24 protein-coding genes, 1 other RNA gene and 1 pseudogene are annotated in these 22092 nt (G+C 61.3%); 6 read left to right on the top strand and 20 right to left on the bottom strand.

Going from position 1 to position 22092, the window contains the following annotated elements; genetic code table 11:
- Positions 1–65: 65 nt before the first annotated feature.
- Positions 66–212: a hypothetical protein gene (locus LJE91_12010; protein ID MCG6869415.1), complete on the bottom strand. Its 147-nt coding sequence runs from the start codon at positions 210–212 to the stop codon at positions 66–68.
- Positions 213–645: 433 nt separating this feature from the next.
- Here LJE91_12010 and LJE91_12005 point away from each other — a divergent pair, with 433 nt between their 5' ends.
- From LJE91_12005 to LJE91_11995, 3 genes and pseudogenes are all read left to right on the top strand, one after another.
- Positions 646–1962, top strand: a complete 1317-nt coding sequence (locus LJE91_12005) for a citrate synthase (GenBank protein ID MCG6869414.1) — start codon at positions 646–648, stop codon at positions 1960–1962.
- 114 nt (positions 1963–2076) lie between these two features.
- Positions 2077–2257: pseudogene (locus tag LJE91_12000) on the top strand (DUF2892 domain-containing protein).
- Between the two features lie 201 nt (positions 2258–2458).
- On the top strand, positions 2459–2785 hold the full coding sequence (locus LJE91_11995) for a DUF2845 domain-containing protein (GenBank protein ID MCG6869413.1): 327 nt from the start codon (positions 2459–2461) through the stop codon (positions 2783–2785).
- 46 nt (positions 2786–2831) lie between these two features.
- On the opposite strand, the gene acpS is transcribed toward LJE91_11995, so the two are convergent.
- From acpS to rpoE, 13 genes are all read right to left on the bottom strand, one after another.
- Complete coding sequence (gene acpS / locus LJE91_11990; GenBank protein ID MCG6869412.1) at positions 2832–3221, bottom strand: holo-ACP synthase; 390 nt, start codon at positions 3219–3221, stop codon at positions 2832–2834.
- Positions 3218–3949, bottom strand: a complete 732-nt coding sequence (locus LJE91_11985; protein ID MCG6869411.1) for a pyridoxine 5'-phosphate synthase — start codon at positions 3947–3949, stop codon at positions 3218–3220. The genes acpS and LJE91_11985 overlap by 4 nt, the downstream gene beginning before the upstream one ends.
- A 5-nt stretch (positions 3950–3954) precedes the next feature.
- On the bottom strand, positions 3955–4665 hold the full coding sequence (gene recO, locus LJE91_11980; GenBank protein ID MCG6869410.1) for a DNA repair protein RecO: 711 nt from the start codon (positions 4663–4665) through the stop codon (positions 3955–3957).
- A gap of 101 nt (positions 4666–4766) precedes the next feature.
- A complete protein-coding gene (gene era / locus LJE91_11975) occupies positions 4767–5675 on the bottom strand; it encodes a GTPase Era (GenBank protein ID MCG6869409.1) in 909 nt (302 codons plus the stop codon).
- Positions 5665–6372, bottom strand: coding sequence for a ribonuclease III (gene rnc, locus LJE91_11970; protein MCG6869408.1), 708 nt, complete (start codon positions 6370–6372; stop codon positions 5665–5667). The genes era and rnc overlap by 11 nt, the downstream gene beginning before the upstream one ends.
- Positions 6369–6743 carry a DUF4845 domain-containing protein gene (locus tag LJE91_11965; GenBank protein MCG6869407.1) on the bottom strand — a complete coding sequence of 125 codons (375 nt, stop codon included), beginning with the start codon at positions 6741–6743 and terminating at the stop codon, positions 6369–6371. Before LJE91_11965 ends, rnc begins: the two co-directional genes overlap by 4 nt.
- Positions 6744–6758: 15 nt before the next feature.
- On the bottom strand, positions 6759–7568 hold the full coding sequence (lepB, locus tag LJE91_11960; protein ID MCG6869406.1) for a signal peptidase I: 810 nt from the start codon (positions 7566–7568) through the stop codon (positions 6759–6761).
- A gap of 264 nt (positions 7569–7832) precedes the next feature.
- Positions 7833–9623: a translation elongation factor 4 gene (gene lepA, locus LJE91_11955; protein ID MCG6869405.1), complete on the bottom strand. Its 1791-nt coding sequence runs from the start codon at positions 9621–9623 to the stop codon at positions 7833–7835.
- A 98-nt stretch (positions 9624–9721) separates the two neighbouring features.
- Positions 9722–11146, bottom strand: a complete 1425-nt coding sequence (locus tag LJE91_11950; protein ID MCG6869404.1) for a DegQ family serine endoprotease — start codon at positions 11144–11146, stop codon at positions 9722–9724.
- Positions 11147–11339: 193 nt separating this feature from the next.
- Entirely contained in the window at positions 11340–11792 is a 453-nt protein-coding gene (locus LJE91_11945) for a SoxR reducing system RseC family protein (GenBank protein MCG6869403.1), read from the bottom strand.
- The gene (locus tag LJE91_11940; GenBank protein ID MCG6869402.1) at positions 11785–12816 is read right to left on the bottom strand and encodes a MucB/RseB C-terminal domain-containing protein; all 1032 of its coding nucleotides are present in this window, start codon (positions 12814–12816) and stop codon (positions 11785–11787) included. Before LJE91_11940 ends, LJE91_11945 begins: the two co-directional genes overlap by 8 nt.
- Positions 12797–13363, bottom strand: a complete 567-nt coding sequence (locus tag LJE91_11935; GenBank protein MCG6869401.1) for a sigma-E factor negative regulatory protein — start codon at positions 13361–13363, stop codon at positions 12797–12799. Before LJE91_11935 ends, LJE91_11940 begins: the two co-directional genes overlap by 20 nt.
- A gap of 220 nt (positions 13364–13583) precedes the next feature.
- Positions 13584–14159, bottom strand: a complete 576-nt coding sequence (gene rpoE, locus LJE91_11930; GenBank protein MCG6869400.1) for an RNA polymerase sigma factor RpoE — start codon at positions 14157–14159, stop codon at positions 13584–13586.
- A 323-nt stretch (positions 14160–14482) separates the two neighbouring features.
- Here rpoE and nadB point away from each other — a divergent pair, with 323 nt between their 5' ends.
- Complete coding sequence (gene nadB, locus LJE91_11925) at positions 14483–16105, top strand: L-aspartate oxidase (GenBank protein ID MCG6869399.1); 1623 nt, start codon at positions 14483–14485, stop codon at positions 16103–16105.
- On the opposite strand, the gene orn is transcribed toward nadB, so the two are convergent.
- Positions 16106–16651 (bottom strand): oligoribonuclease, encoded by a 546-nt coding sequence (orn, locus tag LJE91_11920; GenBank protein MCG6869398.1) that lies wholly within the window; start codon positions 16649–16651, stop codon positions 16106–16108.
- A 199-nt stretch (positions 16652–16850) separates the two neighbouring features.
- On the opposite strand from orn, the gene LJE91_11915 reads away from it, so the two are divergent.
- Together LJE91_11915 and rsgA are read left to right on the top strand one after the other, a co-directional pair.
- A complete protein-coding gene (locus tag LJE91_11915; GenBank protein ID MCG6869397.1) occupies positions 16851–17162 on the top strand; it encodes a cytochrome c in 312 nt (103 codons plus the stop codon).
- A 56-nt stretch (positions 17163–17218) separates the two neighbouring features.
- On the top strand, positions 17219–18103 hold the full coding sequence (gene rsgA / locus LJE91_11910; protein ID MCG6869396.1) for a ribosome small subunit-dependent GTPase A: 885 nt from the start codon (positions 17219–17221) through the stop codon (positions 18101–18103).
- A gap of 203 nt (positions 18104–18306) precedes the next feature.
- Here rsgA and recR read toward each other — a convergent pair whose 3' ends face one another.
- The 5 genes from recR to LJE91_11885 form a co-directional block, all read right to left on the bottom strand.
- Positions 18307–18903: a recombination mediator RecR gene (gene recR / locus LJE91_11905; protein ID MCG6869395.1), complete on the bottom strand. Its 597-nt coding sequence runs from the start codon at positions 18901–18903 to the stop codon at positions 18307–18309.
- Positions 18904–18967: 64 nt separating this feature from the next.
- Entirely contained in the window at positions 18968–19288 is a 321-nt protein-coding gene (locus LJE91_11900) for a YbaB/EbfC family nucleoid-associated protein (GenBank protein MCG6869394.1), read from the bottom strand.
- A gap of 58 nt (positions 19289–19346) precedes the next feature.
- Positions 19347–21002 (bottom strand): DNA polymerase III subunit gamma/tau, encoded by a 1656-nt coding sequence (gene dnaX, locus LJE91_11895; GenBank protein ID MCG6869393.1) that lies wholly within the window; start codon positions 21000–21002, stop codon positions 19347–19349.
- Between the two features lie 180 nt (positions 21003–21182).
- An RNA gene (gene ffs, locus LJE91_11890) (signal recognition particle sRNA small type) lies at positions 21183–21279 on the bottom strand.
- 335 nt (positions 21280–21614) lie between these two features.
- Complete coding sequence (locus LJE91_11885) at positions 21615–21824, bottom strand: hypothetical protein (protein ID MCG6869392.1); 210 nt, start codon at positions 21822–21824, stop codon at positions 21615–21617.
- Positions 21825–22092 lie beyond the last annotated feature (268 nt).

Raw genomic sequence — 22092 nt, 5'->3', positions numbered from 1 at the left:
TACGGGTCGCGACTGGACGCCAACTGCCGGCTACGCAGAGGCGGATCGCGGGCAGTCGAGGGGGATCAGACCAGGCCGCCAGCAGTTCCGTAGTCGACGATATCGTCGAAATCGTCGACCTCCCAGGTCGCGGGCTCCTCGAGTATGTCCAGATCAGTGTACTCGAAAGGAGTCTCGTTCTCGAACTCGTCTTCAAAATCACTGGGGTTCATGACAGATATCCTTTGGTTGATTGAACGCCAATACCGGCCCGGCCGGCAGTCCGTTGTCCCGATGCACCGTTACACCGCGACGCCCGAATCCTTCATCCATTTCGCGGCCTGTTCCCGGGTATAGAATCGCCCCCCGAGGGGGAAGGGCGGTGCGATTGCCCGATGAATGGCGTTAACCAGGGGATCGGTTGATAAAGAAGCCGCGATTGGCCTCTTCAGGGGTGCGTCGCTCGGTTCCGGGCGGGTACCGGATAAATCCGGCCGAGGAACGGTATCGGTTGGCCAGGACGCGAAGAGCGATGCTTGCGGCAAACGCATTCACGTTATAATTCCGAATCGAATGGCCCTCGTCCGCAGGTGCAGCGGTCGGTTCAAGCTCGCCGACGGGCTCTGCCCTGCACGAACACCAGTCTAGAAAAGCAGGGGTGGCTTTATGACAACCGACACAGTGACGTTGATCGACAATGCGACCGGCAGGCGGGTCGACCTGCCAGTCCTCAAGGGCACGTGCGGACCCAGCACCATCGACATCCGGCAACTTTACAAGGAATTCGGCTACTTCACCTTCGATCCCGGCTATCTCTCGACGGCGAGCTGCGAGAGCCGGATCACCTTCATCGACGGGGACGAGGGGGAGTTGCGCTACCGCGGCTACCCCATCGAGCAACTCGCCGAGAAGAGCAGTTACCCGGAGGTCTGTTACCTGTTGCTTTACGGTGAGCTGCCCGATGCCAATCAACTGGAGTGCTACAACAACCAGATCCGGTATCACACGATGCTCGACGAGGCGATCCGTCATTTCTATTTGGGATTTCGCCACGATGCGCACCCGATGGCCATCATGGTGGCGGTGGTCGGCGCGCTGGCCGCGTTCTATCACGAGACCCTGGACGTGCACGATCCTGCCGACCGTGAGATCTCCGCGCATCGGCTAATCGCCAAGATGCCCACGATCGCAGCCTGGAGCTTCAAGTATTCGATCGGCCAGCCGTTCATCTACCCGAGAAACAACCTCGACTACACACCGAATTTTCTGCAGATGATGTTGGGCTTGCCTTGCATGCAGTACGAGCCCGATCCCACCTTCGTGAGAGCGATGGATCTCATCCTGATCCTGCACGCCGACCACGAGCAGAACGCATCGACCTCCACCGTCAGACTGACGGGAAGCTCCGAGGCAAGCCCGTATGCCGCCCTATCGGCAGGTATCGGCTCACTCTGGGGGCCTGCGCACGGCGGTGCGAACGAAGCGGTCATCAAGATGCTGGAAGAGATCGTGGCATCCGGCCAGCCCCTGCAGCACTACGTCGAACGCGCCAAGGACAAGAATGATCGTTTCCGGTTGATGGGTTTCGGCCACCGTGTCTACAAGAACTACGATCCGCGCGCGAAGATCATTTGTGCCATGTGCCACGAACTACTGCAGAAGCTGGGTTCGAACGACCCAAATCGACCCCTGTTCGACACGGCCATAGAACTCGAGCAGATCGCGATGGAAGACGACTATTTCGTGGAACGCAAACTGTACCCGAACGTCGATTTTTACTCGGGCATCATCTTTCGGGCGATGGGCATTCCTCTAAACATGTTCACGGTACTGTTTGCACTGGCACGCACCGTCGGCTGGCTGTCGCACTGGACGGAAATGATTGCCGATCCGGACGCACGCATCGGCCGTCCCCGGCAGCTCTACACAGGCTTCGGGGCCCGAGACTACATTCCTGTGGACCAGAGACGCATCACCAATTGAGGATCGGGACATTCGACATGCCCGGGTTCGGCTTGATCCCTCGTCGCTCAGGGCATTAGAATGTCCTGATTTCCTAAACCCTGTGGGGAGAACCCTCCCAGGTCGACAGAGAACGTGATTCGTGTCGTTGCCGGCACCGTCATCCTGCTGAGCCTGGTCCTGGCCTATACCGTCAGCCCATACTGGTACCTGATGACGGCCTTCGTCGACGTCAACTTGCTTCACCTCGTTCACCGGATTCTGCCCCCTGGAAGCCATCCTGAAGCGGACCGGTATGCGACAATCCGCCGCCTGAGCGGAACCGGGAGGTACGTGTGACCACGGAAAGGTTTCGCGTACCTCCGTTTCGACCCGTTTCCCGGCCAATCCCGCCACGCCCCACGATATCGCCACACCGCATCGCCCTGCGGTGCGAAGCGTCGGGACACTGCCAGCAAGCGAGTCAGGCCCTGGTGTATACTGACCGTCTTATCAACGGACCGAGGCGCAGAGACCGATGAACCGGGGTTTATTCTGGGTCGTGGCGGGTCTGGGCGCGTTCCTGTCATCCCCTCCGGGGGCAGCACTCGACAGTATGGAATGCGGCAGCCGGTTGGTCAGCGTCGGGGACAGCCAGCAACAGGTGCTCGACACGTGCGGTCAACCCGATGCCACGCATGGCCTGGTGCAGACGAATCAACCCGCTGCGAATACACCGGTTGGTCCCGAAGGCGTCTCCCTGAATCCAAATGTCGTCTGGATCTACCTGGGCGGCCCTGGGCAGATGGAGAATTCGCTGACCTTCGAGGGCGGTTCACTCAGGGTCATCCGGACCGGGGAATGAACCGATGCAGATCTGCGACTGTATGCAGGGCCCATCCTTCTCGTCGTCAGCCGTGTTCCGGCACCAGCGCCATGGCATAGGCGACAGCGTAGTCGGACTCGTCCGCGAGACTGAGGGCGAACTCCACTTCCGGTAAGCCAAGGCGCATCCTTGCGCCGGCGTCCAGTTCCGCCCCAGGCCGTCCCCGCGCATTGCGCGTCACCTCGATATCCCGCGGACCGACACCATACGCGAATCCGGTTCCCAATGCCTTCGCCACGGCCTCCTTGGCTGCGAATCGCCGTGACAGGAAGGCCACGACATCCTTTGTCGCACGAAAGGTATCCATCTCTGCCACGCCGAGGATCTTCGCGGGGAATCTCGACGGGTATTTTCGGTAGACCGCGCGAATCCGCTCCACGCGCACGATATCCACGCCGATCCCGTAGAGCTTCATGATTGGCGTGGCGCATCCATGGCGGCGCGCATCTCACCGACCGCCTGACAGAGTCCAGCGATCAGCGAGCGCGCGATGATCGCGTGACCGATGTTCAGTTCCGCGATCTCAGGAATCGCCGCAACAGGCCCCACATTGCCTGTATGCAAGCCATGACCGGCGTTCACCCCAAGGCCGATGTCGGCGGCGTGACGGGCCGCCGTACGTAGCCGCTCCAGTTCGATATCCGCCTGCGTGCCCTCCAGGTTGCAATACCTTCCGGTATGGAGCTCGATCAGCGGCGCACCGAGCCCGCGCACCACGTCGATGACTTTCCGATCGGGTTCGATGAAGAGCGACACCTGTATGCCCGCATCGGTCAGATGCTGAATCACCTCACGCAAGCGTTCGCGGTGCGCAACGATATCCAGCCCACCCTCGGTGGTCAGTTCCTCGCGACGCTCCGGCACCAGACAGCAGAAATCGGGACCGACATCCAGGGCCGTTGCAACCATTTCCTGGGCCGGCGCCATCTCCATGTTGAGGCTTCCGCCCGTCACGCGGCGCGCGAGATACATGTCACGAGGCTGTACGTGACGCCTGTCCTCCCTCAGATGCAGGGTAATGCCATCCGCTCCACATCTTTCCGATACCCGGATGGCTTCGGCAAGGTCCGGATAAGGCGTGTGTCTTGCCTCACGCACAGCGATGAAGTGATCGAGATTGACCCCCAGGCGAAGCGCTTGCATTTCAATTACGACCTCCGATGACTCCCGACGTATCTCAATAACTTGCGCGTCTGCAGCTCGCGCCCCTGCAACTGGTGATCCAAGGCAACCGCCAGCAGTTTTCTGACCTGCCGCACCAGTTCCCGGTCTTCGAGGCGCTGGTCGCGAAGCGCCAGCAGGGCGCCACCGGTCACGACATCCCGTGCCGTCGGATCCCCACCGCAATACACCAGACCTTGCTCGCCCACGAATCGATAGCGACCGTTTGATACGAGTGGTCGCCCCGCCGAGTCCTGCTCAAGCTGAAGACCATACCCCAGCGCCCGAAGAAGTTCGAACTCAAAGGCCCGCAGGGCGGACTCGACCTCCCCCTCCGCTGCGAGCGTCGCCAACGTCTGTGCATATGACCGGAAGAGCCCGGGTGCGGGCACGCCCCGATTCACGAGCTTGAGCAACAACTCGTTCAGGTACAGTCCGCAAATCGAAACCTGTGCGCCCGACAGCCGATGCGACCGGACGACCTCCCAGCGCGTCATGGTGTACAGGTCACCCCGCCCCCGCCACGACGTATCCAGCAGGTGAAACAGGTGAACGTCCCCGCCCCGTCGTCGGCGGACACCGCGGCAGATGAGCCCGACCCTCCCATGGTTGAGCGAGAAGCCTTCCAGCAACAGGCTGGTTTCCCGATAGGGTCTGCGATGCAGCACGAACACCGGCTCACGATCTACCCGGATCACGACCAGCCCACGTGCAGCAGAGACGATTCCCCGGCGCCGCGATAAACCAGAAGCCACGATTCGGGAGGCGTCAAACTCGCACCAGCCACCTCGTCGCGCACTCAGATGACCTCGCTGTCGAAACTCGCGAGAATCGCCTCATTATCCTGCCAGTCCGCTCTGTCCTTGACCCATAGCTTCAGGAACACCTTGCGCCCCAGGGACTGCTCCAGCGCCCTCCTGGCCTGTGCTCCGATGCGTTTTAGTGTCCCGCCCTTGCGGCCGATGACGATCGCACGCTGACTCGCCCGGTCAACCCAGATCACCGCCGCAATCTCGGTCAGGTCCTCGGTGTCGCGATAGGCCTCGATTTCCACGTAAAGGGAGTGCGGCACCTCCTGGTGCAGATTCCTGATCAGCTGCTCGCGTATCAGCTCGGCGGCAATAAACCGCTGACTGCGGCTCGTTACCTGATCCTCCGGAAATAGGAACGGGGCAGCGGGCATACGGCGACGGACCTCGCGTAACAGGGCCTCGAGGTTTTCCCCCTTGATGGCGGATACCGGGATGATCTCCTCGAAATCGTGCTTTTCTCCAAGGCGCGCCATGATCGGCAACAATCGTTCCCTGCGAAAACCGTCTATCTTGTTGATACACAGTATGCAGGGCCTTGCAGCCTCCCGAACCCGATTCAACGCGAGTTCGTCCTCCTCGCCCCAATGGTCACGGTCAACGATCAGGAGGGCAAGGTCAACCTGTTGCAGTGCGGCCCAGGTGCTGTCATTCAGCATGCGGTTCAGCAGCCGCTTGCCATACAGGTCCAGACCCGGGGTATCGACGAAGACAATCTGGCTGTCGCCACGTGACAGTATGCCGGCGATATTGTGACGGGTTGTCTGCGGTTTGCGCGCGACCGAGGCGAGTTTCGCCCCTATCAACGCATTGAGCAGCGTGGACTTGCCAGTATTTGGTCGGCCTACGATGGCAACAGTTCCGCAACGTGTGCCTTCAGGCTCCACATCAATACTCACTGCTTTCATACTCTTTCAGGTGTGCCCGGCCATCGATCAGGCGCAGCATCTCAACCGCGCACGCCTGCTCGGACTTCCTCTTGCTGTCGCCCCAGGCACTGGCCTCGAGTGACAGCGCGGCAATGCGGCAGCGGGACTGAAACCGCTGGCGATGTGTCTCACCGGTCACCTCGGCCAGGTCGTACTCGGGCAGCCCCAGGTTGCGGGATTGCAGCCATTCCTGGAGTCGCGTCTTCGGGTCCTTCAGGGCTTGCGCGTTGGGAAGGGCATCGATCTTCCCCCGCCAGAGTTCCATGATCAGCGTACGCGCGTGCTCAAAGCCCCGGGTGAGATAGGCAGCCCCGATCAGCGCTTCCATCGCATTCGCCAGAATCGTCTCCCTGCGGGAGCCACCACTCTTCAGTTCTCCCGGGCCGAGGATCACCCGCTCCCCCACCCCGATGCTCACGGCCACCTCGGCCAGTGTCTCCTTTCTCACCAGATAGGCGCGCAGACGACTGAGATCACCCTCGCGCAGGCGATCGAATCGGCGGTAGAGATATTCGGAAACGACGAGTTCGAGAACGGCGTCACCCAGGTACTCCAGCCGTTCGTTGTTGCGGCTGCCGGCGCTGCGGTGTGTCAATGCCTCGGTAAGCAGGTCAGCGTCGGTCACGCCCTCCCAGAGGAGGCCCTCGACGACGCCTGCGGGGGTCACGTCTTAAACGTCTCCGAAAACTTGAAAACGATGACGGCATCGATGTTCGCGAACAGGTGTTTGCGAACCTCGTAGTCGATATCGACCGTCGAGTTGCCCGATTCGCGCTTGAAGGTCAGATTGTCGTAGGTCACGTCGCTGATGCTGTTCACATCCAGCCGTTTGCTGATGGACTGCCAAATGATCTTCTTGTTGTTGTAGCCCTTGCCTCTGGAGTCCTGTGCTACTTCGTTCAGGATCTTCTCTACTGCATAGCCGTTCAGATACACGGGAAACAGCTTGAATCCGACTACCATGCCGAATCCGAGTATCCCGATCAGAACCAACCACAGAAGAAACGAGGCCCCACGCTGGCGCTGCATAGATTTCATTATTCGGCTCCCCGATCAATCGATTCCGTTCCCGATGCGGCCCACATCGAATACCTTGCCGTTGATGTCCCAGTTAAGCCATATTATAAACGCTTTACCCACCAGATTTTCCTCGGGGACGAATCCCCAGAAACGGCTGTCGTTGCTGTTGTCCCGGTTGTCCCCCAGTACGAAGTAGTGGCCTTCGGGAACGACCCACTCACCGCGCATGTTGAACCGTCCGGGCTGCACGAGGATCTCGTGATTCACGTCCTCGATGTGTTCGGCCCGAACCTCGGCACCGGTCATGACCTTCCCGGTACCCACACCGGTGTAGGCCCCTTCGACGGATTGCTTCATCGGTTCCCCGTTGATGTACAGGACCTTGTTCTCGTAGGAGATGCGATCACCCGGCAGCCCCACGATCCGCTTGATGTAGTCGTCGGACGGATTGTTGGGGAAGCGGAAAACGGCGACGTCGCCGCGCGCGGGCTCCCCCGTCTCGATGACCTTCGTGTGCAGGACCGGGAGCCGCACCCCGTAGGCGAACTTGTTGACCAGGATAAAGTCCCCGACCAGCAGGGTGGGCATCATGGACCCCGACGGAATGCGAAACGGCTCGGCAATGAACGAGCGCAGCACCAGCACGATGAGCAGCACGGGAAAGAACGATCGCGAATACTCCACGTACCAGGGCATGCGGTCCTCGGTCCCGGCCGCACCAGCCCGCCCCTCCCCCGCGGTCGCTTCAGCGTATCGCCTCCGATGGCGGAGGGCGTAAGCGAACCAGATCACGCCGGTAACCACGACGCCAATGACCAGAATCAGCTCAAGATCTATATTCATATCGTTCCACTGGTGTATTCAGAATTTCAGGGTGCCCTGCCTGTATATCCGGACTAGGAGCCTGTCGGCTTTAGGAACAATCTACTGCGCTGATGGGAGAACGGCCAAAAAATCCCCGATTCCTCGTTGCGTAGGCCCACTATGCGCCTCGAAATCGTGAACTTTTTGTCTCGCTCTCCCACCATGCTCGCTATGATCGCCTAAATCCGACAGGCTCCTAGAATGCAGGGGATCGGCTCGCATGATGGAGTGACCACGCACAGATCACTTGTCCACCTTCAGGACCGCCAGAAACGCCTCCTGGGGAATCTCGACCCGGCCGATTTTCTTCATGCGCTTCTTGCCGGCCTTCTGCTTCTCGAGCAGTTTCCGTTTACGCGTGACATCGCCGCCATAGCACTTGGCGGTAACGTTCTTGCGCATGGCCTTGACGGTGGTGCGCGCGATGATCTGAGAGCCGATCGCCGCCTGGATCGCAACGTCGAACATCTGGCGGGGAATGATCTCCTTCATCCGAACGGCGAGGTCCCGGCCGCGGGACTGCGCATTGTCCCTGTGCACGATGACCGACAACGCATCGACCCGTTCACCGTTGATCAGTACGTCCAGTTTAACCAGGGGCGCGTGTTCGAAATGCGAGTGCTCATAGTCGACCGATGCAAACCCGCGGCTGACCGATTTCAAACGGTCATAGAAATCCAGGACGGTTTCGCTCAGTGGCAGGTCGTAACTCAGTGAGACCTGCTTGCCGTGATAATGCATCCGCTTCTGTACGCCGCGCTTTTCCACGCAGAGGTTGATGATCGCGCCGACGTAATCGTGCGGCACCAGGATGGAGGCGTGGATAAAGGGTTCGCGTATCTCCTCGACGGCATTGACTGGCGGTAGGTCGGCGGGATTGTGTATCTCTATCACCTCGCCCTTGGCGGTCAATACCTCGTAGACCACGGTCGGCGCGGTTGTAATGAGGTTCAGATCGTACTCTCGCTCGAGTCTCTCCTGGACGATCTCCATGTGCAGCATGCCGAGGAATCCGCAGCGGAAACCGAACCCCAGAGCCTGCGACGACTCGGGCTCGAACGCCAGTGCCGCGTCGTTGAGCCTGAGTTTTTCCAGGGCCTCGCGAAACGCGGTGTAGTCATCGGCGCTGATCGGGTACATCCCCGCGAAAACCTTGGGCTGCACCTCCTCAAACCCTGGAAGCGCCTCGGCGGCCGGTCTGTCCGCGGTGGTAAACGTGTCGCCCACACGCGCACCGTCTATCTCCTTGATGCCGGCGATCACATAACCCACCTCCCCGGCCGAAAGTACCTCGCGGTCCTCGCGCTTTGGTGTGAAAACACCGACCCGCTCCACCTGATAGCTGCGTCCGGTCGACATTGCCATGACCTTCCTGCCCCGGAACAAAGCCCCATCCACGACACGGACGAGCGCGATCACCCCAACGTAGCTGTCGAACCAGGAATCGATCACCAGCGCCTTGAATGGCCCTTCCGGCTCACCGACGGGGGGCGGGACCGCGCAGACGATCCGCTCCAGTATATCGGTGACACCCTCTCCGGTCTTCGCGCTGACCAACACGGCGTCATCTGCCTCCAGGCCGATGACGTCCTCGATCTCGCCGATCACGCGGATCGGATCGGCCGAGGGCAGGTCGATCTTGTTCAGCACGGGCACCACCGTGAGCCCCTGCTCGATCGCGGTGTAGCAGTTCGCCACACTTTGCGCCTCAACCCCCTGCGAAGCGTCGACGACCAGCAACGCACCCTCGCAGGCCGCCAGGGACCGCGAAACTTCGTAGGAAAAATCCACGTGCCCCGGGGTGTCGATCAGATTGAGCCGATAGGTCCTTCCGTCCCGTGCGAGATACTTCAGCGAGACACTCTGCGCCTTGATCGTAATGCCGCGCTCACGCTCCAGGTCCATGGAATCAAGAACCTGCTCTTCCATCTCCCTCTCGGTCAGACCGCCGCAGTGCTGGATAAAGCGGTCCGCGAGGGTAGACTTGCCGTGATCGATGTGAGCAATGATGGCAAAGTTTCGGATATTCTCCATGGGACGGCCCGGTGGGGAGCAATCGGCCCCCGTGCCGGGTCTCGGTGACTGGCAAGGGCCGCGATTATACGTGATCGGCGCAAATCGCGGTGAACGGCTCAGTCCGGGATCCTGATCGCAACAAAGGAAGATCCGTCCCCGCGTCTGACGAACATGCGGGCAAACTTGCCTTTGGGGAGCGCACCGACGGTTTCCCTGAATTCGTTGGCGCTGTCCACGGGATCACCGTTGACGCTGAGAATCACATCCCCAGCACGAATCCCGGCATCGAGCGCCGCACCGTCGGACACCTTCTTGACCAACACACCACCGGATTCCAGGCCCAGTTGTTCACGCTGTGCAGTGGCCAGAGTGGCGATTTCCATCCCCATCACGTCCGCGCCGCGGGCGGGTTCGGGGGTCCTTTCGGAGAGGACCTGTACGTCCTCATCCGGCAGTTCCGCAACCTTCAGCTTCAGCCTTACCGGGCGGCCGTTGCGCTGGACCTGCACCGCCACCTGCTTACCGACGGCCGTGCGCCCGACCATGGGCGGCAGGGAAGCCGAATCTGTGACCTGTATGCCATCGAAGACCAGAATCACGTCTCCGACCCGTATCCCGGCCTTGTCCGCGGGTCCGTCCGGCACCACATGGGCGACCAGCGCTCCATAGGGTTTGCTCATGCCGAACGACTCTGCCAGTTCCCGCGTGACCTCCTGGATGTAGACACCCAGCCACCCGCGGGAGACATGACCCGTGTCCCTGAGCTGCTCGACGACGTTCATCGCGACATCGATGGGGATTGCGAAGGACAACCCCATGAAACCGCCGGTACGACTGTATATCTGGGAATTGATGCCGATGACCTCACCATCGAGGTTGAACAGCGGCCCGCCCGAATTTCCCGGGTTAATCGCCACGTCGGTCTGGATGAACGGTACGTAGTTTTCCCCTTCTAGACTGCGACCCTTGGCGCTCACGATACCGGCCGTCACGGAGTGCTCGAAACCGAACGGGGAACCGATCGCGAGGACCCACTCACCCGCCTTCAGCGTTTCGTCGCTCCCGATCCTGAGGACCGGAAGGTCTTTGGCAGGGATCTTCAACAGGGCGATGTCACTGCGCAGGTCCGTTCCCAGGACTTCGGCCTTCAGTTCCCGCCGATCGCTCAGCTTGACGATGATCTCGTCGGCGTCCTTGATCACATGGTAATTGGTCACGATGTAGCCGTCAGCGGATAACACGAAACCCGAACCGAGGGACCGCGTATCGAAGATGTCCGGATCATCGCCACCCTCCGGGTCACCGAAGAAACGCCGAAACAGGTCGGACAGGGGATGGTCCTCCGGCAGGTCCGGCACATCGAAGGTCTCGGCGACGGTGCGCTGCTTCGTGGTGCTGATGTTCACCACAGCGGGGGCGTTCTCGGCCACGAGTCGGGTAAAGTCCGGCAACTCCGCGGAAACCGGTGTGACGGCGGTGACCGCGGTCAGGACTGCGATCGACCAAAGGACGGGATACGTGAGTAACTTTTCCACAAACATAGACAAGAACCACTTTGGATTGGAGATTCCGACGCTTCCCTGTCCGAACAGCAGTGTACGGAAACCGGTGCGTCGCCCGGGTGGACTACGAGTCAGTCTACACGAAGTCAACCGTGCAATTGAGCGGGGCCGGTGCCCGTGTCGGTGCAAGCGGGGCACGTACATCTCGGGAAAGGAACGCTGTCCGACGGAATTAGCCCAGCCCGGATCCGTTCAGTGGCGCCAATCCGATAACGACCGGTTGGTGTTCCGGATCCTGCGAGACCCGTCGTGAAAGGTGCCGGACCCAGGCGAACCCCGTCACGAGGCCTGCAAGTCCCATCAGAACGGGGCCGCCCTCACCCTGCGTCATGCCTTCTCCGACTATGGCGAACAGGATCATCAGGACGATGGGCAGACCATATAGCGCAAGCGATCCCCGGATTATCTGGCCGTCCCTTACCGCGATGGTCACTCGATCGCCCGGTTCGGCCTGGGCCTTGTTCATCGCCCGGACGCGCGTTGTCCGCTTCCCCAGCACACTCGAGAGGACCGATGTCCCGCAACCGCCTCGCGCCGCGCAACTCCCGCAGGTGGACATGCGCTCTGTCTCGACCCAGGCCCAGGGGCCATCCACCCCGACCACCGTGCCGGATTCCTCATTCATCCGTCGCTCCACGATAGCGGACCGATTCGCCGATCTGGCTGACCGTCTCGTTCGGGACCTGCCCCACGACCGTGATCTGTCGGCCATCCAAAACACGCGCGAAGACATGCATCGCACCGCTCTCGGTCAAACCCTCGAACGCGGCGCTTTCGGACCCCGGATCGGCAATGAACACCGACACTGTCGCCATGCCGTCGGAAAGGACCATATGCTGCACCGGATCGGAATCCGCGGTCAGGGGATAGCGTACGTTTTCCGTTACCCGGAAACCCGGCGGGATTCTGGCAATCGTCCAGCCCTCGTCCGGCTCGCCAGTTTCGAGTACGTCCACGCCCCGGGGCGAGGGACTCGTCGCGAACGCGTCCTGGCCGTCACTGATGACATTGGTCCGGAATCGGTCGCCGGGTATGGGTTCGTCGTGAATGACGAGGGAGGTCAAGATGCTCTGCTCGACGACGATACCCTGACGGTCCACCATCATGGATTTCAGCGGCATACCCGTCCGCTCGTCGGCGCAGATTTCGTAACCGAACCGGAAATCGTCGCGCGGCAGTATCCTGATCAACCGGCAGCTGCGATCGGCCACGCGCCCCGTCCCAGCCATGCTGAACACATAGTAAGATTCGAGTTCATCGAGGTTCGAGGAAATCGTCGACGGCAGACCGTGGCGCTTGCGGCCGGGATCCACGAAGACGAAACGGGTACCGTGCAACGCGCAACTGACGAGATCCCCACTGCGACTGATCTCACGCGCCTCGCCGTTCAGGGAAACCACCCGCTCCCTGGTGAGACCCGCTTCATGACCGTGCAACACCTCGAAGGTATCCACGTCGTCACCATGCGTGAACACCACCGTGCCTTCGTAGTTGAGTGTATCGATTGCCTGCCCGGCTCGATCCAGCCAGTGCTTTGCGTCCGTATCGCAAATACCGGCGATTGGAAGAACCAGAAAACCCGCTATTACCAGGAAACGCATGGCCAGGTAAGGCATGGCGCCGAGGGCGTCAGTCTCCGTCCATGTCATAACCCACGATCCGGGCATATGGCGTCATTCCTCTCGAAGGGACATATCCCGCGTGCCGCGCCAGATACCGGTCGAGATTGACCTGGGTCTCCGGAGGCAAACCTCCCGCGCGGAGGTCCGTCGCGGCGGAAGAATTCGTTTCCGAAATGACTCCGGATGCGACAACCGGCCCTTCGACAGCACCATCACCCAGGCTGTTGAGCGCCCGCACTCCCAGGACCGTCACCACCGCAACGGTGACGGCCATTGCCAGACTCGCGACCGGTTTCAGAAATCCGGACCGATGGCCACCCGCCGGGTGTGCCCCAGACGGCAACGGCAGTCGCTCGACCTGCCGCATTACCCGCCCGGGAAACCCTGGATCGATGCGTACGGGGGTATCCTGGCGCAGGGCGTCACCGATGATGTGATAACGGGCCCAACGGGCCCGCTGTTCCTCGCTGTTCAGCAATTCCTTGAGTGAAAGCTTTTCTTCGAAAGGTGATGATTCGTTGTCCGCGAATGCGGAGAGAATCTCGCGGGTTTTGTCGTTCGCCGTTTCGCTCATGGCAACCAGTATCCCTGACTACAAAAATAGGCCCTTACAGGGTAGGTCCGGCGGCGCGGCGATCCGCCCCGCTCCCGATGCACTCGCCACGGGTCCTGGCCAACGCATCCCAATGTCACTGAATTCGCAACGACTACGCGCTTCGAATACACGATCTGCGCGAAAACGATCGACACGGTGTACCGCCATACTGCCCACGATTGCAGAGTACCTAGAGTACCTAATGAATAAGGGGTTTGAGGACTCGATCGATGGCTTCCCGCGCGCGGAAGATACGGGACCGGACCGTCCCGATCGGACAGTCCATCGCCTCGGCGATCTGCTCGTAACTCATTCCCTCGAGCTCTCGCAAGGTGATTGCGGTCTGGAGATCATCCGGCAGCTCCCGGATGGCGCGGTATACTGTACGTTCTATCTCCTCGGTTAGCAAATGACGCTCCGGCGTATCGTTCTCCTTCAGCGCCGATGCGCCTTCGTAGTATTCCGCCTCCTGCGGGTCGACATCGAGGTCCGGTGAACGTCTGCTCTGCTGCACCAGATAGTTCTTCGCTGTGTTGATCGATATACGATAGAGCCAGGTATAGAACGCACTGTCACCCCGAAAGGAACCCAGACCACGATATGCCTTCAGGAACGCCTCCTGCGCGACGTCCAGTGCCGCTTCCGGATCGTGCACGTAACGCGACACCAGCTTGATGATCTTGTGCTGGTATTTACGAACCAGCATATCGTAAGCCGTGGTGTCTCCACCCTGCACCCGCTCGACCAGTATCTGGTCATTGCTCTTCTCGCCCATGCCCCCTCACAAGCGGGCGCGTCCCTGCGCCTACACTTAATTGACAGATCGCCCTGGATTGAGTTCTCAACCTTACCGCAATTATTTCCGCCCGCTCTCCGCAGGATTGATTCGCATCGCGAAAGACCGGGAGCCCGTTTGTCGGGGTCCGGTTTCCATCATCGGACGTCGGCATCGGCGTGCGATCGACCCATTCGGACCAGACCATTGTACAGACATGAACGATACGAGGCGTCGTCACCGCCTGGGACCACCGCATCGCGAATAGTGCGGACCGATGGATTGTGCCAAAATAGTTCGTGCTCTCAATCCCGATCCGCACCGTGACCATATTTCCGTGTGATGTTCTCGTAATTGGCAGCGGCGCTGCCGGGCTGTCCATCGCCCTGCATCTGGCCAAACATGCCCGGGTGACCGTGATCGCCAAGGAAGCCGTCACCGAAGGGAGCACCTACTACGCCCAGGGTGGAATCTCCGCGGTTATCAACCCGGACGACTCCGTCGAGGCACACGTGGCCGATACCATCAACGCCGGCGCGGGACTGTGCCACGAGGACGCCGTGCGACTGACCGCGTCCCGCGGCGCGGAGAGTGTGCGCTGGCTCGTCGACATCGGCGTGAACTTCACAGGAGAGCCGGGACAGTTCCATCTGACGCGCGAGGGCGGCCACAGTCATCGGCGCGTCGTGCATGCCGCCGACGCAACGGGAAGGCAAATCGAAAACACTCTGGTTTCCCAGGCACGAAGCCACCCGAACATCGATCTGCTCGAAGATCAGATTGCGATCGACCTGGTCACCACGCACAAGCTGACGCTGACGAGCCGGACGAAACGCTGCATCGGCGCATATGTCCTGGACCGTGAGAAAGGCGCCGTCCAGGCGGTAGCGGCCCGATTCGTCGTACTCGCCACCGGTGGCGCCAGCAAGGTTTATCTCTACACCAGCAATCCCGACACATCGTCTGGAGACGGGATCGCGATGGCCTGGCGCGCCGGTTGCCGGGTCGCGAACATGGAATTCAACCAGTTCCATCCCACCTGCATGTACCATCCGCGCGCAAAGTCGTTCCTGATTACCGAGGCTTTGCGTGGAGAGGGAGGACGGTTGCTGCTTCCCGAGGGGGAACCCTTCATGAACCGGTTCGACTCCCGGGGAGAACTCGCGCCTAGGGACATCGTGGCGCGCGCCATCGACCACGAGATGAAGCGACTGGGTGCCGACTGCGTGTATCTGGACATCAGCCACCGCAGTGCAGACTTCATTACCGGCCACTTTCCAAACGTGTACAGGCGCTGCCTGGAGTTCGGTTACGACCTCACCCGGGAACCCATTCCCGTCGTGCCTGCGGCACACTACACCTGCGGGGGCGTGATGACGGAACTCGACGGACGCACTGACGTGGAGCACCTCTACGCCGCGGGCGAAGTGGCGCACACGGGGCTGCACGGTGCGAACCGCATGGCGAGCAATTCGCTGCTGGAGTGCGTAGTCTTCGGCAAGAATGTCGCCGAGGATATCACCGCCCGCCTCGACGAACCGGATGCCGGGCTCGACATCCCGCCCTGGGACGAATCCAGGGTGACCGATTCCGACGAACTGGTCGTCATCTCGCACAACTGGGACGAACTGCGACGGTTCATGTGGGACTACGTGGGCATCGTGCGGACCACCAAGCGACTGCAACGCGCCAAACGGCGGGTCGATCTGCTCTTCGGCGAGATCAACGAGTATTACAGCCATTTCCGGGTCAGCGGCGACCTGATCGAGTTACGCAATCTCGCATTGGTTGCCGACCTGATCATCCGCTCGGCGCTAAGCCGCCGGGAGAGCCGGGGACTGCACTACACTCTGGATTTCCCGGAACGTGACGGCAACCTGGATCGGGTCGATACCGTGCTGTCGCCGGGTCATCCGTACCCGGACGCGGGCAATACAGCCCGGTGACTACGACACGACGTTGAGAAAACGCTTGCGGTAGTACTTCAACTCCGCGATCGAGTCACGGATATCCTGCAGTGCGAGATGCTGCGAGTCCTTGTTGAAACCCCGCGCGACCTCCGGGGCCCAGCGCCTGGCCAGCTCCTTCACTGTGCTGACGTCCAGATTACGGTAGTGGAAGAAGGCCTCGAGGGAGGGCATTTCGCGCGCGAGAAACCTGCGATCCTGACAGATGCTGTTGCCACACATGGGCGATACGCCCTCGGGAACGAATCGACTGAGAAACGCCAGCGTTGCGGACTCGGCATCGGCATGATTGTGAGGGCTGGACCGAACCCGGTCGAGTAGACCCGAGCCGGTATGCTGGCGGGTGTTCCACTCGTCCATCCCCGAGATGACGTCCGCTTCCTTATGGATGGCGATGACCGGTCCGGCGGCAACCTCGTTCAGACGCTTGTCGGTCACGATGGTCGCGATTTCTATGATCGAATCCCTGACGGTGTCCAGCCCCGTCATTTCCAGGTCGATCCAGATCAGGTTTTCGGAATCCAAAGTCCCTCCCGGGAATGGTCGGGGGGAAAATCGCCCCGGCTTTCGGAATGTGCCATCGCAAGCGGCGCGGCGCGCCCCGTCGATGCCTGTGCCGCAAATCAATCCTCAATAACCGGCACAGCGTACAATATTATGATAACCCTATTATGATAACCCGCTCATCCATGATCGAGTCTTACCGACTCTGGAGTGAAAATTGATGAAGATGCACCTCCCGATTGCGGGTTTAGCCATCACGAGCCTCGCCAGTGTGTCCGCCGCCTGGGCGGGCGACGCCACAAAGGGAAGGCAACTGCACGACGCGCATTGCACCGCCTGTCATATCGGCATGACGGGCGGTGACGGTTCGATTCTGTATAAGCGCAAAGACAGGCGAGTGAACGACATGCAGGCACTCCAAAAGCAGGTGAAACGCTGCGAGATCGCACAGGGTCTGAATTTGGTCGATGAGGACGTCGACGATCTCGTCACCTACCTCAACAGCACCTACTACAAGTTTCCATCGCCCTGACCCCCGCGCACGACGTGTCCCGAACGCCGCATTGGGCCCCGGGAAATGCGGGCGGCGTGGACCTCACGGGTTTCGTCGTCACCCGTTTCGGCGCCGAGCTGATCGTGATGACCGAAACTGGCAAATCACAGCGATGTGGTTCGAAGCGGCGTCTGGACTATGTCGTCTGCGGAGACGTGGTGCATTGGCATCATACCCCCGGAGGCGACTGCGTCGTCACCGCGGTGCGCGAGAGGATAAACGAACTGGCGCGCACGGACAAACGTGGTCGCCGGCGTGTCGTGGCGGCCAACGTGGAACAGTTGCTGGTCGTCACCGCTTACACTCCCGGTCCGGACTGGAATCTGGTGGACCGCTACATCGCCAGCGCCGAAAACCTGGATGCCGGCTGCGCCGTGATCTACAACAAGATCGATCTCGGACCCGCGGATACCGAAACCGACCGGAAGCTGTCCCTGTATGCCGATCTGGGCTACCCGGTGATCCGTTGCAGCGCCCAGGACCGGCTCCGGACGGGGGAACTCGGGGACCTGGTAGCCGGCAGGACGAGCATCTTCGTCGGGCAATCGGGGACAGGGAAATCCTCATTGATCAAGTCGCTGCACCCACACCTGGACATCCGTATCGGCACGCTGGGCAAGTCGGGCCGTCACGGCCGTCACACGACCAGCCGTTCGGTGATGTTTCACACCGCCGCGGGCGGACACCTGATCGATTCCCCCGGTGTGAGAAGTTTCGATCCGCCGCTACGGACACGTGAGCAGGTCGAGAGGGGATTCAGGGAAATCACGCCCTGCATCGGACACTGCCGGTTCCACAACTGCACCCATACGGTGGAACCGGGCTGCGCCGTGCTGCGCGCCGCCGATGAGGGGAGGATCCAGGCCGACCGCCTCGCGAGCTATCAGGAATGCCTCACCACATTGAGGGAGCCGGGATGAGAGGACCGCGGACGCAACGCCCCTCCGTCACTTGAGGGTATTTCTGAGGCGATTTCTGTCAAATGACAGTCCATCCTGCTTGTCTTTTCGTTCGTCCTCTGTGTTGCGACAACCGTGACATAGTTCAACTATGCGCCTGTTGTCGCGCCTTGATGACTAACGAAAATCCGGCGCAATCCGGTATGCCATTTTCCGGCAATCGCCTAATAGTCCCTGCGATCCGCTAGCGCCTGCGCCAGAGTCGAACCATCCAGGTATTCCAGTTCTCCGCCGACGGGCACCCCCTGGGCCAGGCGCGTGGTACGGATCCCACGCTGGTGAGCCAACTCGCCCAGCACGTGCGCTGTCACCTCCCCCTCAACCGTAGGGTTGGTCGCCAGGATCACCTCGTCCACCTCGCCCTCGTCGAGGCGTGCCTCCAGGACATCGAGTCCGATCTCCTCGGGACCGATTCCGTCAAGCGGCGAGAGACGCCCCATGAGTACGAAATATTGCCCGCGAAACGCTGTACTGGTCTCGATCGCTACGACGTCTGCCGGACTCTCGACCACGCACAATTGTTCCCGGCGACGGCCCGGATTGGCGCAGATCGCGCAGGTGGGATGTTCGGAAAGGGTCCGGCAACGCACACAGTGACCGACCTTCTCGACGGCCTCGGCGAGCCGCCCGGCGAGCAGGCGCGCCCCTTCGCGATCCCGTTCCAGCAGGTGAAAGGTCATGCGTTGCGCCGTCTTGTCCCCGACTCCCGGCAGGCATTTCAACGCCTCGATGAGGTCCTGTATCAGCGAGGAACCGCTCACGGCGTGTCGTTACGCCGGGAAACATCGGGTATGCGGGACCCGACTTGGCGCATGCCGGACCGCCTCAGAACAGCTTCATGCCGGGCGGCAGGCCCATGCCCGAGGCCAACCCGGAGAACCGGTCCTTCATCTCCTGCTCGACCTTGTGTACGGCGTCATTGATCGCCGCGGCGATCAGGTCCTCGAGCATGTCCTTGTCGTCCTGCAACAGGCTGTCGTCCACGCTGATACGCCTGACTTCGTACTTTCCGTTCATCACCACCGAGACCAGACCGCCACCGGCCTGTCCCGTGATCTCAGCCCGGGCGAGTTCCTCCTGCGCCCTGGCCATCTCGGATTGCATCTTCTGCGCCTGTTTCATCAGGTTGCCGAGTCCACCTTTCATACTTTCACCTTTATCCCGATCCAATCAATTCGTACGTCATCGAGTCGAACCCTCACCGTCAACCGATCGGTTCGATGGAATCCGGGACGATCCGGGCTCCGAATGACGCCTTGAGCCCCTTGACAAGGGGGTCGTCTTCCACCGACCGCTCGGCGGTGCGCTGACGCGCCTCCTGTGCGCGGCGAGTCACTTCCGCGGGCGTGTCCGAGACATGCTTGCCGATGTCGATGCGCAACCGGACGCTCTCGCCCAGGCGCTCGCACAGCGCCTGCGCGAGCCGCTGCTCCGCGTTCGCGGTGCGCAGCCCCGCGTGCTGCTCCTCCAGGACGAGCCGAAACAGGTCGCCCTCGCGTCCCGCCGCGCTGCAATTGCTCGCGAGGGCGTAGGCGACGCCCTTCAGCCCGAGTCGGTCCATCAGGGCAGGCCAAGCAATATCCTGTCCCGACCCAGCCTGCGAACGGCGGACCGCTCCATGCGAATCCGGCACCGGACCGCTCAAAGCGTCCCCGGAGAGCGGGGCCGAACCCGCGACAGGACCCGGAGCATCTGCACGATCCTCCGGTCCCGCCGGTTCTTTCACCACGGACTCCAACGCCGCCGGTTGCTTTCCCGCGTATTGCCCCTCACGCTCGAAGGGCCGGAACGCCAGCATCCGCAGCAGGGTCATCTCCAGCGCGCTTCGTGGGTCTGGCGCCCAGGGAAAGTCACGGCGTCCGTGGAGCGCAATCTGGTAGTGCAGCTGGATGTCCTCATCGGGAAACGCCGCCGCCAGGGGCCTGGCGAGGGGATCATCCGAATAGATCGACGCAGCGAGTTCCGGCGCCTGGCGTATGACCGCCGCGCGATACAGGGAATCTGCCAGATCTGTGAGCACACCCTCGAGATCGACACCCTGCTCCACGAGCGAGGCAGTTGCCCCGAGCACCCCCGCCGCGTCCCGCTCGACCAGCGCCCGTACCAGGGCGAGCAGCACGGCGCGCGGCGCCCATCCGAGCATCTCCGTGACCTCACCCTCCCGAACGGCACCGTTTCCAAACGAGATGGCCTGGTCCAGGAGACTGAGCGCATCACGCATGCTTCCGTCGGCCGCCCGCGCCAGCGCGTCCAGTGCCGCCCGGTCGAAGGGCACGGCCTCTGCCTCGAGGACGCGCGCGAGATGATCGGCGATCATCGCCGCAGGCAGGCGTTTCAGGTTGAACTGCAGGCAGCGCGACAGCACGGTGACCGGGAGCTTTTGCGGGTCTGTCGTCGCCAGCAGGAACTTCACATGGGGCGGGGGTTCCTCGAGCGTCTTCAGCAGGGCGTTGAAACTGTGCGTCGACAGCATGTGCACCTCGTCGATGAGATACACCTTGTAACGGCCGCGCGCGGGTGTGTACTGCACATTGTCGAGCAGTTCGCGGGTATCGTCCACGCCCGTTCGGGAGGCCGCATCGACCTCAATCAGGTCGACGAAACGACCTGTATCCACGTCGCGGCAGATCTCGCACTCACCGCAGGGTTTCGCGGTAATCCCCGTTTCGCAGTTCAGGCACTTGGCGAAGATCCGCCCGAGAGTCGTCTTGCCGACACCGCGTGTTCCCGATAGCAGATAGGCGTGGTGCAGCCGTTCCTGGTCCAGCGCGTTCGCCAGCGCACGCAGCACGTGCCCCTGCCCAACCATCTGTTCAAATGTCGCCGGTCGCCACTTGCGAGCCAATACCTGATAAGACATCGATCGAACCGTTGCCAAAGGGTTGCAGGTAAGACGGGAACCGGCGCCATCGGGCCTCACCGGCCCTTCAACTGCGCGATCCGGATTCTCGCAGTGTCACGGTGCACTGCGGGAATCTATCGGTACTCTGCGTATGAGTACTCGAAGGCCAGCGCCTTGCGTCTGATTAGAGGCGGCGGCTCGCACCAGCCAGACCCCGGCGCCCGAGTCCGCCGTTACCGTTGCTCCCTTCCGGGCCTGGCGGGGTTCACGGCATATCGTCGCGAGGAAACCGGCACGAGCCACCATCGAACGCTGATGGCCACGGCTACGGGTGCGATATCCCGACCCGCGATCCGTTCAACTCGCTCGCTAGTTTAACATCGCAACCGCCCTGTGTGGCGACAGTTTGTCTCGCGCAGAACCCGACCTCGAGCGGCGGACCCATTCCGGAACGACAGTACGAAGGCACGGGTACCCAGACGTCGTGGTCCGGCAGGACGCCGAGATGGTCAACGGGACCGGCGTCATGATCACCCGCAGCTCCACATACGATCGGAACCTACCCACAAGGCAAGAGAGAGAATGGATAGTGCCTGAACAAAAACCTATAACATCAATAGATACAGATCGTTAGAGACCCGCGCCGGGATCGTCGATGGCCGCCATATAGGCGAGATAGCGTTCGTTGGCGGCACGCATCGGCTTGCGCAGATCCCGCAGGCTGTAGATATTTTTGCGTAGCGGCGCCAGTTTCCATTGTGAGTCGCCGTCACGCTGTTCCACCCATCGGTGGATCTTGAAGAATGAGGCATCGTTGGTGGTGCATTCGACCCGGGCCATGATGCCGGCTTTGTCCTACAGCTTGAGCTGGCCGGCCCCATCGGGTGTCGGATGCGTGTACCCTGGATTCGGGTGGAAAAATCATTGCCCACCTCACCCTGGTAAGCGGTGCTCGGTTTGCGGCCAAGGAAGGTGGCAACATGATCTGTTTGAACGGCATGCACCGCGGTGCGGACGATGGCGTCGTAGAGTGGCTGGAATTCGGCTTGGCGATGGAAGACGACGTCGGTGGCGAATTCCACCTGCATCAAGCTCCAGTGGTAACCGC

It is taken from the genome of Gammaproteobacteria bacterium (assembly GCA_022340215.1).
Lineage (GTDB): Bacteria > Pseudomonadota > Gammaproteobacteria > JAJDOJ01 > JAJDOJ01 > JAJDOJ01.
Note: the sequence above shows the minus strand (reverse complement) of the source record. Positions and strands in the feature narration are given on the sequence as shown.